General features: G+C 67.0%; 13 protein-coding genes. 1 reads left to right on the top strand and 12 read right to left on the bottom strand.

Going from position 1 to position 14,142, the window contains the following annotated elements:
• Positions 1-8: 8 nt before the first annotated feature.
• The 7 genes from ACODTJ_RS00095 to ACODTJ_RS00125 all read right to left on the bottom strand — a co-directional run bounded on the left by ACODTJ_RS00095 (position 9) and on the right by ACODTJ_RS00125 (position 6,329).
• On the bottom strand, positions 9-761 hold the full coding sequence (locus ACODTJ_RS00095) for an SDR family NAD(P)-dependent oxidoreductase (RefSeq protein WP_454658271.1): 753 nt from the start codon (positions 759-761) through the stop codon (positions 9-11).
• Between the two features lie 19 nt (positions 762-780).
• The gene (locus ACODTJ_RS00100) at positions 781-1,542 is read right to left on the bottom strand and encodes an SDR family NAD(P)-dependent oxidoreductase (protein ID WP_454658270.1); all 762 of its coding nucleotides are present in this window, start codon (positions 1,540-1,542) and stop codon (positions 781-783) included.
• Complete coding sequence (locus ACODTJ_RS00105; RefSeq protein WP_454658269.1) at positions 1,539-2,372, bottom strand: polysaccharide deacetylase family protein; 834 nt, start codon at positions 2,370-2,372, stop codon at positions 1,539-1,541. The genes ACODTJ_RS00100 and ACODTJ_RS00105 overlap by 4 nt, the downstream gene beginning before the upstream one ends.
• Before the next feature lie 181 nt (positions 2,373-2,553).
• On the bottom strand, positions 2,554-3,342 hold the full coding sequence (locus ACODTJ_RS00110; protein WP_488847233.1) for an ABC transporter permease: 789 nt from the start codon (positions 3,340-3,342) through the stop codon (positions 2,554-2,556).
• Positions 3,343-3,347: 5 nt separating this feature from the next.
• Positions 3,348-4,199, bottom strand: a complete 852-nt coding sequence (locus ACODTJ_RS00115) for an ABC transporter permease (RefSeq protein ID WP_454658267.1) — start codon at positions 4,197-4,199, stop codon at positions 3,348-3,350.
• Positions 4,196-5,275, bottom strand: coding sequence for an ABC transporter ATP-binding protein (locus ACODTJ_RS00120; protein WP_454658266.1), 1,080 nt, complete (start codon positions 5,273-5,275; stop codon positions 4,196-4,198). The genes ACODTJ_RS00115 and ACODTJ_RS00120 overlap by 4 nt, the downstream gene beginning before the upstream one ends.
• 28 nt (positions 5,276-5,303) lie before the next feature.
• Complete coding sequence (locus ACODTJ_RS00125; RefSeq protein WP_454658265.1) at positions 5,304-6,329, bottom strand: ABC transporter substrate-binding protein; 1,026 nt, start codon at positions 6,327-6,329, stop codon at positions 5,304-5,306.
• 223 nt (positions 6,330-6,552) lie between these two features.
• Here ACODTJ_RS00125 and ACODTJ_RS00130 point away from each other — a divergent pair, with 223 nt between their 5' ends.
• Entirely contained in the window at positions 6,553-7,092 is a 540-nt protein-coding gene (locus ACODTJ_RS00130; RefSeq protein WP_454658264.1) for a MarR family winged helix-turn-helix transcriptional regulator, read from the top strand.
• A gap of 58 nt (positions 7,093-7,150) precedes the next feature.
• On the opposite strand, the gene ACODTJ_RS00135 is transcribed toward ACODTJ_RS00130, so the two are convergent.
• The 5 genes from ACODTJ_RS00135 to ACODTJ_RS00155 all read right to left on the bottom strand — a co-directional run bounded on the left by ACODTJ_RS00135 (position 7,151) and on the right by ACODTJ_RS00155 (position 14,011).
• Complete coding sequence (locus tag ACODTJ_RS00135) at positions 7,151-9,013, bottom strand: potassium transporter Kup (RefSeq protein ID WP_454659049.1); 1,863 nt, start codon at positions 9,011-9,013, stop codon at positions 7,151-7,153.
• A gap of 396 nt (positions 9,014-9,409) precedes the next feature.
• On the bottom strand, positions 9,410-10,363 hold the full coding sequence (locus ACODTJ_RS00140) for a helix-turn-helix transcriptional regulator (RefSeq protein WP_454658263.1): 954 nt from the start codon (positions 10,361-10,363) through the stop codon (positions 9,410-9,412).
• Complete coding sequence (locus tag ACODTJ_RS00145) at positions 10,360-11,439, bottom strand: patatin-like phospholipase family protein (protein ID WP_454658262.1); 1,080 nt, start codon at positions 11,437-11,439, stop codon at positions 10,360-10,362. Before ACODTJ_RS00145 ends, ACODTJ_RS00140 begins: the two co-directional genes overlap by 4 nt.
• A complete protein-coding gene (locus tag ACODTJ_RS00150) occupies positions 11,436-13,538 on the bottom strand; it encodes a xanthine dehydrogenase family protein molybdopterin-binding subunit (protein WP_454658261.1) in 2,103 nt (700 codons plus the stop codon). Before ACODTJ_RS00150 ends, ACODTJ_RS00145 begins: the two co-directional genes overlap by 4 nt.
• Positions 13,538-14,011, bottom strand: coding sequence for a (2Fe-2S)-binding protein (locus ACODTJ_RS00155; RefSeq protein WP_454658260.1), 474 nt, complete (start codon positions 14,009-14,011; stop codon positions 13,538-13,540). Before ACODTJ_RS00155 ends, ACODTJ_RS00150 begins: the two co-directional genes overlap by 1 nt.
• Positions 14,012-14,142 lie beyond the last annotated feature (131 nt).

A 14,142-nucleotide genomic window follows, 5' to 3' on the forward strand; every position in this document is an offset into this window, starting at 1 on the left:
GGCTGTCCTCAGATCATCCAGCGGCCGCCGTCGATCAGCAGCGTCTGGCCGGTGACGTAGCGGGCGTCCTCGCTGGCGAGGAAGGCGACGCAGCCGGCGACATCCTCCGGCTCGGCGATGAAACCGGCCGGGGTCGTCGCCTTGATGCGCTCGATCACGGCCGGCGTGAGCCGGTCATGGGCACGGGTGCGGATGGCGCCGGGCGCGACCGCATTGACGGTGACGCGATGTGGCGCGAGCTCGCGCGCCAGCGAGCGGGTGAAGCCGATGATGCCCATCTTGGCGGCGGCGTAGTCGGTGAGGCCGGCATCGCCGACGAGGGCGGCATCGCTCGACATGTTGACGATCCGTCCGCCGCGCTCGCGCATCGCCGGCACGACGAGCCGGCTCATCCGCATCGCCGTGAACAAGGAGACTTCCAGCACGAAGCGCCAGACCTCCTCCTGCGATTCATGGAATTGCGCGGCGCGCTCGCGCCCGCTCTGGCCGACATTGTTGAAGAGGATGTCGACCGGCCCGAAGGCCGCGACGGTGCGGGCATGGAAATCGGCGAGCACGGCCGCATCGGTGCAGTCGCCGGCCATGGTCAGGAGGCGGTCGGCCGGCTGGCCGGCGAAGCTTTCCGCGAAGCCGTCGGCCTCGCGATCGATCACCGCGACCTTTGCGCCCTCGGCGAGGAAGCGGCGGGCCGTGGCCGCGCCGATGCCATGGGCCGCGCCTGTGATGGCGACGGTCTTGCCCGTGAAGCGTGCGCTGGTCATGGCCGGTTCCCGCCCGTTGCTAGTGGAAGGTCCGTCCGCCATCGACGGCGATGGCGGTCCCGGTGACATAGGAGGATTCCGCGCTGGTCAGCCACAGGATCGCCGCGGCGATCTCCTCGGGCGAGGCGACGCGCTGGAGCGCGTAACGGGCGCGCACGGCCTCATAGGCGGCGACGGGATCGGGCGCGGTGTCGATGCTGGTGCGGAACAGTTCCGTCTCGACCGCGCCGGGGCAGATCGTGTTGACGCGGATGCCGAACTCCGCCGCCTCCATGGCCAGCGCCTTGGCCGCCATCTGCAGGCCGGCCTTGGAGGCGCAATAGGCGGTGCGGTGCTTCAGCGGCGAGAGCCCGGCGCCGGACGAGACATTGACGATCGTGCCGCCGCCCGCCGTCCTGAGATGCGGATAGGCCGCCTGCGCCACCAGCATCGGGCCGGTCAGGTTGACCGCGACGATGCGGTTCCAATCGGCCAAGGCCATGCGCTCGATATCGGCGATCAGGTCGATACCTGCCGAGTTCACGACACCGTCGAGCCCGCCGAGTGCGGTGGCCGCACTGGATACGGCCGTCTCGACGGACGCCGGATCCGAGACATCGGCCCTGAAGGGCACGAATTCGCTTGCACCGTAACGCCCGGTCAGGGCCGCCAGCGTCTCCACATCGCGGTCGAGCGCGGCAACGCGCGCGCCCTCCTTGATGAAGCGCTCGACTGTGGCGAGCCCGATGCCCTTGGCTGCACCGGTGATCAGGATGCGCCGGCCGGCCAGCGCGGCGCTCACCGTCTGGCCTCCGCGCGGGCCTTCTCCAGGCCGGGACGCATGTCGTCGACCATTTCGTCGCAGCGGCCGATCCAGACATTCGGATGCTTCAGGGCGTGCTCGATCAGCCCCTCCAGCACCTTGATGCGCGAGGGTTGGCCGATCATCTCGGGATGCATGCCGACCATCATCATCCGGTCCTCGGCATAGAGTACGTCGAACTCGCTCTTCCAGGCTTCGAGCAAGGCGGACGGCGCCTGCATGGTGCGGCCGGGCAGCACGATCGAGTACTGGAAGAAGGGCGCGTCATCGAGCACCCAGCGGAAAGGCAGCTCGACGAGCCTGGTCTCCTGGCCTTCGACCGTGTGGAGATAGGGCGAGTCGTCGTCGAAGAAGTTCGAGGAATAGTCGAAGCCGTATTCGACCAGCATCGGCATGGTGATCGGGCTGATCTCGGCGGCCGGCGAGCGCCAGCCGCGGGGCGCGCGACCGCTGACGCGCTTGATCGACTGGAAGCCCTTCTCCATCTCCTCGCGCTCCTCCTCGGGCGAGAGGTTCAGGATCCAGGTGTGGCTGTAGCTGTGATGTGCGATTTCGTGGCCGCGCTTCAGGATCTCCTCCATCAGCCCTTCGCGCTGGTCGATGATCAGGCCCGGCACGAAGAAGGTCGCCTTGACGCCGTAGCGGTCCAGCAGGTCGAGCACGCGGCCGGTGCCGACCTTCCAGCCATAGGCGCCCTGCGACATCAGGATCGGCCGGTTGGCATAGGCCGGGTCGCGGCCGGTCCACATCGTCTCGGCGTCGAGGTCGAAGGTCAGGAAGAGCGGGAAACCCTTGGAGGTCAGCGGCATGTGGCGATGTCCGGTGGAGATGGAACGAGATGTCCCGGGAACCTGTTCGTCATGCTCGCCCTTGTGGCGAGCATCCACGTCTTGAACACCGCTCTCGACGCAGGAAGACGTGGATGGTCGGGACAAGCCCGACCATGACGGGTGGGTCGCAGAGGATGACGGAGGCGCCGATCCATCGCCATCACACGAAGCGGTGGAAGCCGAAGCGGCGCTCGGCGAGGAGGAGCACGATGCCGGTGGCGAGGATCAGCAGCGTCGAGACCGCCGCGACGCTGGGGTCGATGCCCATCTCGACCGAGGAGAAGATCAGCACCGGCAGCGTCGTCTGGCTGGCGCTGATCAGGAAGATCGTGACCGGAACGTTGTCGAGCGAGGTGATGAAGGAGAACAGCGCGCCGGCGACCAGCCCCGGCGCGATCAAGGGCAGCGTCACCAGCCTGAAGGCTTCGAAGCCGCTGGCGCCGAGCACGCGCGCCGCTTCCTCGACGGCGAGGTCGAGCCCCGACAGGCTCGCCAGCGCGGAGCGCACGACATAGGGCACGGTGATGACGACATGGGCGAGCAGCAGCCCAATGAGCGAGCCGCGCAAGCCCGTCATGCTGTAGAATTGCAGGAGCGCGACGCCGACGACCACGGCCGGCATCACCAGCGGCGCCATCAGAAAGGAGGTCACAGCCTCCGAACCCGGCAGAATCTTGCGGAACAGGGCATAGGCGGCGGCCACGCCGAGCACGAGCGAGATCAGCGTCGAGCCGCAGGCCAGGATCAGGCTCATGCGGATGGCGGAAAGATAGGTCGGGTCGCTCAGCACCTTGCCGAACCAGGCGAGCGTGAGCCCCTGCGGCGGGATGGTGAGATAGGAGGTCGTCGAGAACGCCGCGAGCACCACGACGATCACCGGCAATTGCAGGAAGGCGACGACCGTGAAGGCCGTGGCGGTCAGCCCCCAGCCGGGGCGGTTCTCGCTCATGTCGCTCATGCCATGCCCGCCCAGCGCTTGGTCAATCGGCTCGACAGCCAGATGATCGCCACCGCCATGAAGGTCAGCGCGAAGGAGAGCGCCGAGCCGCTCGGCCAGTCGAGAAGCTGCATGTATTCGTCGTAGATCAGCGTCGCCATCACCTGATAGGTCGGCCCGCCCAGCATGCGCGGCGTCACCAGCGCGCTGATCGTCAGCACGAAGACGAGGATCGAGCCGGCGAGAATGCCCGGCGCCGAGAGCGGCAGCGTCACCGCCATGAAGACATGGGCGCGGCTGGAGCCGAGCGTCGCTGCGGCGGATTCGACGTCGCGCGGTACGTTGCGGATCGCCGCGATCAGCATCAGCACCATGAAGGGCAGGTAGATATGGGTCAGCCCGATGAAGAGGCCGACGAAGTTGAACAGCAGCTTCACCGGGGCGCCGATCACGCCGAGCTGCATCAGCAGGTTGTTGATCAGGCCGCGATTGGCGAGCAGTGCGATCCAGCCGAAGGAGCGCACCACGAGGTTGAGCAGCATCGGGAAGATGACGAGCAGGATCAGCGGCACCCGCCAGCGCTCCGGCCCGCGCGCGATCAGATAGGCGAGCGGGTAGCTGAGCAGCAGGCAGATCAGCGTGACGGAAAAGCCGAGGCCCAGCGTGCGCCAGATCACCTCGCGATAATAGTCGTCGCTGACGATCTGGCTGTAGTTCTTCAACGACCAGGCGCCTTTGATCAGGCCGGCGCCGGGCTCGTAGACGCCGAAACTCGTTGGCAGCAGCATCAGCACCGGCACGAGGAAGAACCCCGCCAGCACCAGGAGCAGCGGCGCGATCAGCAGCAGCCCTTGCCGCCGCGACATCATGGCGTGGCGCCTTCCGGCGGCATTGCGAAGACGGCGTTAGGGTCGATGGCGAGTCCAACAGGTGCGCCGATGGCGAGAGCGGCCTCCGGTCCGTGCGAGGCGGTTTCCGCGACGATCTCGACGCCTTCCGCCAGCCGCACGACATATTGCACGCGTGCGCCGCTGAAGGAGCGCAGCACGACCTCTCCGGCAACTTCGCCGGGATGGGGAATACCGCTGCGGATCGCGACAGCCTCCTGCCGGATCACGATGTCGACCTTGGCGCCTGCCGGCTGGTCGATATGCGCTGCCGGAATCTCGACGCTGCCGAGGGCGAGGCGTCCACCCCCTCCTTCCCGGACCTTGACCGAGCCGGAGAGACGGTTCGGCTTGCCGATGAAACTCGCGACGAAGCCGGTCGCCGGGCGGTGATAGATGTCCTCAGGCGCAGCGAATTGCTGCATCACGCCCTTGGCCATCACACCGACGCGGTCGGACATCGACAGCGCCTCGCCCTGGTCATGGGTGACGAAGAGCGTGGTGATGCCGAGATTGCGCTGCAGGCGCTTCAATTCGATCTGCATCTCGTCGCGCAACTGCGCATCGAGATTGGAGAGCGGTTCGTCGAAGAGCAGCACGCGCGGATGCGGCGCGAGCGCACGCGCAATGGCGACGCGCTGCTGCTGGCCGCCGGAGAGCTGCCGCGGATAGCGCTCGCCGAAGGTGCCGAGCCGGACCATGCCGAGCGCTTCCTTGACGCGTTTGTCGAGCTCGGCGCCGGCGACCTTGCGGCGGCGCAGGCCAAAGGCGACGTTCTCGAACACGGTCATGTGCGGGAACAGGGCATAGGACTGGAAGACGAGGCCGAGACCCCGTTTGTTCGGGGGCAGGGTGGTGACGTCGTCGCGGCCGATCAGGATGCGCCCGCGGCTTGGCTCCACGAGCCCTGCGACCATGCGCAGGATCGTGGTCTTGCCGCAGCCGGAGGGCCCGAGCAGCGAGACGAACTCGCCCTCCGCGATCGTCAGGGAGACATCCCTGACGACTTCGACCTCGCCATAGGACTTGCCCAGCCCTTCGAAGGTCAGCGAGCCCATTGCCAATCCTCTCCCGCTGCCCTGCGCTTCAGCGCGCGACTTCGCGCTGCCAGCGGCGCGTCCAGGTCGCGCTGTTCTTGGCGATCACCTCGGGATCGATGAACCAGGCCTTCTCCAGGCTCTCGCCATTCGGCACGATGCCCTTGAGCTTGTCCGAGAGCTTCACCTTGGTGTTGACCGCACCGATATAGGCGCGCTCCGAGAAGCAGCCCTGGCCCTCGGCCGACAGCAACTGGTCGAGGAACTTGTAGGCGAGCTCCGTCTTGGTCGAGCCCTTGGGCAGGACCACGGCCGGTAGGATGCCGACCGCGCCTTCCTTGGGATAGGCGACGGCGAGCGAAAGGCCCTTGTCCATGGCGACCCCGGCGCGGTCCGGATACCACGGCGCGATCGCGATCTCGCCGCGCTCGAACAGCGACAGGAGCTGGTCGGCCTGGGTGTAGAGCACGGCCGAGCCCTTCGCGATCGGCTTGATCGCCTCGATGCCGGGATCGATATTGTCGAGCGTGCCGCCCTTGAGCTTGTTCAGTGCCAGCAGGAATTGCAGGCCGGAGGTGCCGCTGATGTCGCCGATCGCGTATTTGCCGGCATAGTTCGGATCGGCGAGGTCGAGCCAGGAGGTCGGCGGCGCCTTCACCAGCTTGGGGTTGTAGACCAGCGTCGTCGCGCTCACCATCGCGACCACATAGCTGTCGTCCTTGCCCCAGGCGGTCGGGATCACGTCGGCGGCGTTCTTAAGCTTCGCGCGGTCGATCTTGTCGTTGAGCTTCTCATTGGCGGTCTGCGCCGCCAGCGAGTTGTCGATATAGACGATATCCATGTCCGGCTTGCCGGCAGTGGCGCGCAAGGCCGCGGCGAATTGCGAGGAATTGCCGAGCTTCAGCGAGACGGTCGCGCCCGTCGCCTTCTCGAAGGCGGCGACATGGCAGGCCTTGACGTTCTCGGCGAAGGAGCCGCCGAAGGCGCCCACAACGAGCTCCTCGGCCTGGGCGGTGGAGGCGAGAGCGGCGCCGAGGACGGCGGCTGCGGTCGCATGACGAAACATCTGGCGCATGGTTGCTGGTTCCCGTCTGTTGGCCTCAAGGCGCACCGCTGTTGGCGCGGCTTGTCCCTCGGTCGACGGAATTCCCCTCCCATCGGCCGAGGGAGAGCATGACACGGCTCGATTTGTCTTTCAAGAAAGATAAATGAAAGATATCTTGATGCCGAGACGGTGATCATGGGCGCTTGCATCGCGCGCCCCGGCGTGGTCGGAAAGGCCGTCCTGGAGGATTGGAATGCGCAACGAGGCCGCGCGAAACCTGACGTTCGAAACGCCCGATGCGCTCTGGCAGAACGACCGCGTCGGCGCCGGCATGCAGCGCTGGCGGCGCGAGTTTCCGGATGTCGATTGTTCGGGCAAGGCGATCGTCGGCCGGCTGCTTCACCTCAACGAGGTGCTGCAGGTCGCGATCAACCGGACCCTCGCACGGCATAAGCTCAAATATCCGAGCTTCGCGGTGCTCGCGACGCTGCGCGTGCAGGGCGCGCCCTACCGCATGTCGCCGAAAGCGCTGCTCGACACGCTGATCCTGACCTCGGGTGGTCTGTCGAACCTGCTGCGCCGCCTGGAGAAGGCAGGCCATGTCCGCCGCATGGCCGACGAGACCGATGGGCGCGGCGTGATCGTCGAACTCACCGAGAGGGGCCGTCTTCTGGTCGAGCCGGCGATGCGCGATCATGCCGAGACGGAACGGCGCCTCGTCGCCATGCTGCCGCCGGCCGAGCAGGCCATGGTCGCCGGTGCGCTCGGCCGGATGATGTTGGCCGGCCGCTGACGAGGGCTGGTTTGCCATGACCAGCCGCAGGCGATGTCGAGGGGGCGGATGAGCTCTGTCAGATCTCGATCTCGACGCCGACCTCGACGACCCGGGTGGCCGGGATGTGGAAATGGGCGGCGGATCGTTCGGCGTTGCGCTGCATGAAGGCGAAGAGCGATTCGCGCCACACCGCCATTCCCGCGATGTCGTCACGCGGAATGACCGTCTCGCGGCCGATATAGTACGACATTTGGTCGAGATCGATGCCCGGTAGAAGACCACGGTCTGCGCCGCAGCGCAGGCCGTCGGGAATGTGTGGTGTCTCCATGAAGCCGAAATGCAGGATCACACGCGTCACGCCTGGCATGAGGTCGACGACCTCCATGCGATCGTCGTCGGAGACGCGCGGCACCTCCTCCAGCTTGCCGGTGATGAGCAGGATGCGTTCATGCAGTGCGTGGTTGTGGCGGACGAAATGGGAGAGCGAGAGTGGGACGCCCCGTGCAGCTGAGGCGAGGAATGCAGCCGTCCCGGGCAGGCGCATGGGCGGCTTCGTCGCCAGCATGGCCAGAAACTCCTTCTCCGGCTCGCGCTGGCGGCTGCGCGCCGCCTCCACCAGCGCCAGACCGCGCCGCCAGGTCAGCATGATCACCACCAGCACGAGTGCCAGGACAAGCGGATACCAGCCGCCCTCGTGCAGCTTCGGCAGGTTAGCGGAGAAAAAGACGAGGTCGATCAGCAGGAAGAAGCCATTGACCGCGGCGACGAGGATCAGGCTGTAGCCCCATTTGAGAGCGATCAGCGCCGCCAGGCCGGTGGTTATGGCCATGAGCAGGGAGACCGCGATGCCATAGGCGCCGGCCAGGGCTTCGGACGAGCGGAACGCGAAGACCGACGTCAAGGTCGCCAGGCACATCAGCCAGTTGACGATCGGGATGTAGATCTGGCCCTGCTGGTCATGGGCCGTGTGCTTGATGTGGACGGCGGGGAACAGCCCGAGCTGCACGGCCTGGCGTGTCAGCGAGAAGGCGCCGGTGAGGATCGACTGCGAGGCGATGACGGCGGCCGCCGTCGCGAAGGCGATCAGCGGATAATGGGCCCAGTTCGGGGCGAGCTGGTAGAACGGATTCTCGATCGCCGCCGGATGGACCAGCAGCAGCCCGCCCTGGCCGAAATAGTTCAGCATCAGCGCCGGCAGCACGACAGCAAACCAGGCGAGCCGGATCGTCTTCGGGCCGAAATGGCCCATATCCGCATACATCGCCTCACCGCCGGTCACGGCCAGAAAAGTGGCCCCGAGAACGGCGAAGCCGACGACGGGGGAGGTATGGGTGATGAAATACAACGCGTTGAACGGGTTGATCGCGGCCAGGATACCCGGCGCCATCAGGATGCCGCGGATGCCGAGCAGCGCCAGGGCGAGGAACCAGAGCAGCATGATCGGCCCGAACAACCGGCCGATGAAGCCGGTGCCCTTGCTCTGAACCAGGAAGAGGCAGAGCAGGATCGCGGCGGTCAATGGTACCACGGCCGGCGCCAGAAACGGCGCGTCGACCTTGAGGCCTTCGATCGCGCTGAGCACCGAGATCGCCGGCGTGATGGCGCCGTCGCCATAGAGCAGCGCGGCGCCGACGAGGCCGACCACCAGCACATAGGCCCGCGCCGAGCCCGGCTTGGCATGGCGCGCCTTGAGCAGGGCCAGCATCGCCATGATGCCGCCTTCGCCACGATTGTCCGCTCGCATGATCAGCAGCGAGTACTTGATCGAGATGATCAGGATCAGCGCCCACAGGATCATCGAGACGCAGCCGATCACAGCCTCCGGCTGCAAGGCGCCGCTGGCGCTCGCGGCCCGAACCGCTTCCTTGAGTGCATAGAGCGGACTTGTGCCGATGTCGCCATAGACGACGCCGAGCGCGCCGAGCGTCGCAGCTCCGATGGCTTGGCCGTGGCCATCGGGTGCCCCTGCGTCACCGTTGGGCCGTGACCCTCTTGCATGGGACAAGGATGGCCTCCCGATATTTTGTTTGAGAGTAGGGCACACGCGAACGGCAGCCGCAAGGGCTCGTTCGCCCAAGCTCCTGACCTGCTTCGCGAAATCGGGTCAGCCTCGCTGCCTTGCTGGCCCTGAACCGCGACAGGAAAACGGGCCTCGATGACCGGGAAGGAGCCTGGGCGCCACGCCGGGCGGTGGCATGGAAAGGGGGCTCGCTTCCCGCAAGGGCAGGCCGGCCGGACGGAATGCCGGCACAGGACCGCGTGTCGGCGTCGAGCCGCTCCGTCATGAGAGCGAACGCGGCCGCCTCACCGCCGCGCTCACCGATCGCACCGGCACTCAGGCCCTCGCCGACATTCTGAACTCCGTTGGGCTCATGCCGGTCGTCTTCTTGAAGGTCCGCGCGAAATGGGCGGAATCGCTAAACCCGCAGGCGAAGCCGATCGAGGTCAGCGAGGCCGTGCCGCCGAGCAGCATCAGGCTCGCCTGACGTATCTGGGACAGGCGGCGCAGCCCCTGCAGAGACAAGCCGTCATCCGTCAGTCGCCGTTGCAATGTGCGTGGCGAATGGCCGAGCTGCCGTGCCAGCAGCGCCAATGACCAGATCACGAGCAGATCGCTTTCAACCAGCGCGATGATGTCCCGCGTCGGCTTGCTGAGGCGCTGGTCCGGCGGGGCGTAAAGCACGGCGTGGGGTGCCGGAGGTTTCGCACTCGGTCTCCAGTTGAAGCGCCAAAGCCCGGTTTGTGCAGCGACCGGCGGGATACCCTCCATGACGGCGCCGGCTTCGATGACGACCGTCGACTCCCGATGAGGCCCGATCGTGAGCCGGAGCTCGCTGCAGCCGACCGCTGCAAGAAGCCCGGCGAACAGCCCTGACAGGAGGTAGTCGACCGCCGGTCCCGGCGGATCATCGGGTTCGCCGCGGTGATCGAGCAATGCCTCGGTCTCGCTGACGGAATGGACGATGACCGGATGTCGGGTATGAACGTAGCGTTCCAGCCGGCGCCAACGCCCGATCAGGTCAGGCCCGCTCCGCGCGGCCAGAAGTGCCGCTCCGAGCGGATCGAACGCCAGGCGGGACACCGATTGGCCGACTTTCAGAAGGGCGGACGGTCCATGCCTGGCCAGTACGGCTTCGGCCAGAGCCGTCTTCTCGCTGAGCGAAGCATGGGGCGTATTGAGGCGCGGCCTTAGCTCGCCGTCGCCCGGGCTGATTCCCTGTTCGGCAAAGGAGAGCTGCATGAGCCTGACCAAGGCCGCTCCGGTCAGGTCATCCTTTGCCCGCTTCATCGCGTATCGGTCCTTGGCGCAGCATCGAGCCAGCTCGACGGGGCCTCGCCATGCCGTCGACCAAGCTCGAACAGACCTCGCATTTCGGCCGGTTCGAAATCAAATGGGCTCGTCGCTTCCGGGAACCCATCCGGAATGCGCTGGAGCCGGAAGGTCGCCCTCTCTGCTTTCGCCAGGGCCGCTGCCCGCTCCACGGCGCCGAAGCTCAGGCTCCGCAGGAGTTGCGAGACGCCGCGGCGGGCGAGCGTGCTGGCGTGGTATCCGGCTGCCCGTGTCGTGGCGGCGGTGCTGACATGGCCGTTGGCGATGACCCAGAGCGTCTGTTTGCGCGCGCCGCGCAGCATGGCCGGATCGACCACGATCGGGCGCATCACCCCGCCGTCGCCGTGCAGGACCGCGATGCCGTTCGTCGGATCAGGCAGCGGGATCGGCTCGACCAGGCCAGGCGGAGCTGCCGAGGCCAGCATGATTTCGATGAAGGCCCGTCGCGCATCCGGCCGATCGGATGCGGCCAGGCGGCCCATGTCCCAGGTGACCGCCCGGCCATTCGTCAGGTCGGTGGTGGCGATGTAGAGCCTTCGGCCCTCGCGATGAGCGTCGGCGATCTCGGCGATCATGCGATCCGTGATGATGTCATCGAGCCTGCGGCGTAGCGGATCGGCCTTGTGCAGGCCGGCCTTGACGAGAACGCCGATACCGTTGCCCTTGAAGATGTCGGCCGTGCGCGTCGTCGTGTAGACCTCCTCGAGCAGGGCATCGTAGCGGGGTCCGAGAAAGGCGAGCGGCGCCTGCAGCGCGCCCGTCGAAACCCCGCTGACCAGATCGAAGATCGGCCGCGAGCCGCTTTTCGTCCAGCCGACCAGCACGCCCGCCCCGAAGGCCCCGTCGGCCCCGCCGCTCGACAGGGCGAGCATATGGCCGACCTCTCCGCGCGGCCGGCGCGTCTCTGTTTGCGGAGCGGCCATGCGCAGGATTTGCGGATCGAGAGCCTGGCCGACGGGCGCGACGGCACAGCCGCCAAGGCTCAGCACGCCGCAGGCGAGAGCCAGGCGGATGATCTGCGCCGGGAAGATCATGCCGCCCGATCGGCCCGCCAGGGCAGGCGCAGAACCGGCTTGCCGGTCATGGCGGCAATGGCGTTGGTGATCGCGGGCGCAGCAGCCACGATGGCCGTTTCAGCGGCGCCGGTCGGGGCCTCGCCTTCGTCGATCAACTCGATGACCATCTCCGGAACGTCGGAGAAGCGCGGCACGGCATAGTCGGCGAAACTCGTCTGCGCGACGGTCCCTTCGGCAAGCGTGAGGTCTTCGAAAAGAGCCATGCCGATGCCCCAGACGAGGTTGCCCTCGACCTGAGCCTGGACCTGGCCCGGGTTCAGCATCAGCCCGCAGTTATGGGCGCACCAGAGCTTCGTGACGCGCATCTGCTCGCCCGCGCGGGTCACTTCGGCGATGACCGCAGCATAGGACATCTCCTTGTAGACACCGCAGGCCATGCCGTAGCCGCGCTCCGGTGTGGATTGCAGCGCGCCCCACCCCGCCAGTGCGGCCACCCGATCGAGCGCCCGGCGGAGGCGCGGCCATTGCGGGGCGATGATCCGCCTGCGGAAGGCGAGGGGGTCCTCACCCCGCAGACGCGCCAGATGATCGACCATCGTCTCCATCGCCCAGATGTTCGGCCCGGCACCCAGCCCGCGCCAAGGGCCGGTGTGGACGGGCAGGCGCACATCCTCGAATTCGACGCGCTGCCGTGCAGCCGCATAGGGCGGGATCGCGCCGCGCAGCACGCCGGGATCGCCGAAAAAGCTCGCGGCGAATTGCAGGACCGGCCCCATCGCGGCGGAGGTGAACATCACATGGCCGGAACGGAACGCGTGATGCCACCCGTCCGGCGTACCGCCCGTGGCGAGGCTCGCCCTGATCCGGTGCGAGGATGGCGGGCGATGGAACGCTTCGCGGAACTCGTCGAGACGGGTCCATTGCACCTTGACCGGGCGCCCGAAGGCCCTGGCCAGCAGAGCCGCCTCCAACTCCACCATGCAGAGCGTCTTTCCGCCGAAGCCGCCGCCGACCCGGCAGCCGATCACGGTGACGAGATCGCGTGACAGCCCCAGTTCCTGGGCCAGCGCCGCGCGGATGAAGGTCACGTCCTGCGTGCCTGTCCAGAGTTCGAGCTTGCCGGCTTCATCGAAGCGCGCGACCGCCGTGCGCGGCTCCATGCAGGCATGGGCCGCCATCGGCACCTCGAGACGCAAGTCGGCGAAGGCCTCGCCGGGTGCGAAATGCGCGTCCCGCGCGATGTGCTCAAGCGCGCCTTTCGACAAGCCATGGTCGACATCGATCAGGGCGGCGATGTCGGCATTATCGGAAAGCCCGCCCGACCATTTCGGCACCAGAGCGGCCAGGGCGCGCTCCAGGGCTCCGCGGCTTTCGGCAGCGACAAGGGCGCGCTCGCCGACCCGGCGCAGGCCGAGATAGCCGGGGAGCGCCCGGGCCTTTGCGTCATCGACCTCCGACAAGACCGCGCCCAGACGCGGCGAACGAAGGACGGCGCCGAAGACCATGCCCGGAAGACGGATATCGTCGGCAAAAAGCGGTGCGTCACCGGTGACGATCGCACGAATGGCGTCGGTCGGCTCCGCGGTACCGACGATGCGCTTCGGCCCGACCTTGAGCGAAACGGGCTTGGCTTCTCGAATGGCGGCGGCATCGATCAACCGAGGGGCGGTTGCGAGCACGCGAAAGCCCACGGGCGGGGGGGCGCCGTCGACACTCCCGGCGCGTTTCAGAACGACCGCCAGAGCGGCGGCGGCAGAGGCCAACAGCGGCGCGAAATCCCTAACGGAATCCGAACCGACCGTCGCTCGCGCCGGAGGCAGCAGATCGGTGCGCGGTAGGATTGCCCGGATGCGGTCCAGGGGGAAGCCGGTCTCTTCCGCCACGACCTGCCGGAACGATATGGCAATGCCCTGGCCGAGCTCTGCGCGCGGCATCATGATCTCGATGACGCCTTCCGGCGTGAGGCGCAGCCAGGCGGATGCATCCTGCGCGGTCGGCACGCCCCGATAGGGCAGCGCGAGGCGCCGCGAGACGCCATAGCCTCCGCCGGCGGTGACGACCAGGCCGGCCGTCGCCCAGCCGAAACCCTTGAGAAGGGAACGCCGTGAGAGCGCCATTACGTGCGCACCCGCAGCATCTGCTGTGCCAGGTCGATCGCCGCCGCTATGCGCCGTTGCGTGCCGCAGCGGCAGATGACGCTGTCCATGGCTGCGGCGATATCGGCGGACAGCGCCGACGGATTCGTGTTCAGGAGGGCGGCAGCGGTCATGACCTGACCGTTCTGACAATAGCCGCATTGTGGAACCCCCGCATCGATCCAGGCCTGCTGGACCGGATGAAGGCCCCCGGCAGCACGTGAACCAAGGCCCTCCAGGGTCGTCACGTCACGTCCTTCGATGTCTTTTGCCGTCAAAAGACAGGCTCGCTCGGCCACGCCGTCGACATGGATGACGCATGCCCCGCAGACGCCCACGCCGCAGCCATATTTGGGGCCGTTCAATGCAAGATGATCGCGCAGGACCCAGAGGAGGCGATCGTCCGACATGCTCTCGGGGATCGCTGCGGTTCTGCCGTTCAAGACGAAGTGCATTACGTTTCTTCCGCCACGCTGGTTCGAACGACGGGTTAGCACGGCCGGCATCCTTCGAATTGAACGATGGCGCCACAATCCCGATCGACCTATGCCAATTCAAGGACAGAAACATGCCGAAGCGGTACTTC

The sequence above is a fragment of the Allobosea sp. FG18 genome (assembly GCF_057809495.1).

Coding starts and splice junctions, on each gene's coding strand:
- ACODTJ_RS00140 (WP_454658263.1), bottom strand. CDS start 10,363: ATGAAGCGGGCAAAGGATGACCTGACCGGAGCGGCCTTGGTCAGGCTC.
- ACODTJ_RS00145 (WP_454658262.1), bottom strand. CDS start 11,439: ATGATCTTCCCGGCGCAGATCATCCGCCTGGCTCTCGCCTGCGGCGTG.
- ACODTJ_RS00125 (WP_454658265.1), bottom strand. CDS start 6,329: ATGCGCCAGATGTTTCGTCATGCGACCGCAGCCGCCGTCCTCGGCGCC.
- ACODTJ_RS00115 (WP_454658267.1), bottom strand. CDS start 4,199: ATGATGTCGCGGCGGCAAGGGCTGCTGCTGATCGCGCCGCTGCTCCTG.
- ACODTJ_RS00095 (WP_454658271.1), bottom strand. CDS start 761: ATGACCAGCGCACGCTTCACGGGCAAGACCGTCGCCATCACAGGCGCG.
- ACODTJ_RS00110 (WP_488847233.1), bottom strand. CDS start 3,342: ATGAGCGAGAACCGCCCCGGCTGGGGGCTGACCGCCACGGCCTTCACG.
- ACODTJ_RS00150 (WP_454658261.1), bottom strand. CDS start 13,538: ATGGCGCTCTCACGGCGTTCCCTTCTCAAGGGTTTCGGCTGGGCGACG.
- ACODTJ_RS00155 (WP_454658260.1), bottom strand. CDS start 14,011: ATGCACTTCGTCTTGAACGGCAGAACCGCAGCGATCCCCGAGAGCATG.
- ACODTJ_RS00120 (WP_454658266.1), bottom strand. CDS start 5,275: ATGGGCTCGCTGACCTTCGAAGGGCTGGGCAAGTCCTATGGCGAGGTC.
- ACODTJ_RS00130 (WP_454658264.1), top strand. CDS start 6,553: ATGCGCAACGAGGCCGCGCGAAACCTGACGTTCGAAACGCCCGATGCG.
- ACODTJ_RS00105 (WP_454658269.1), bottom strand. CDS start 2,372: ATGCCGCTGACCTCCAAGGGTTTCCCGCTCTTCCTGACCTTCGACCTC.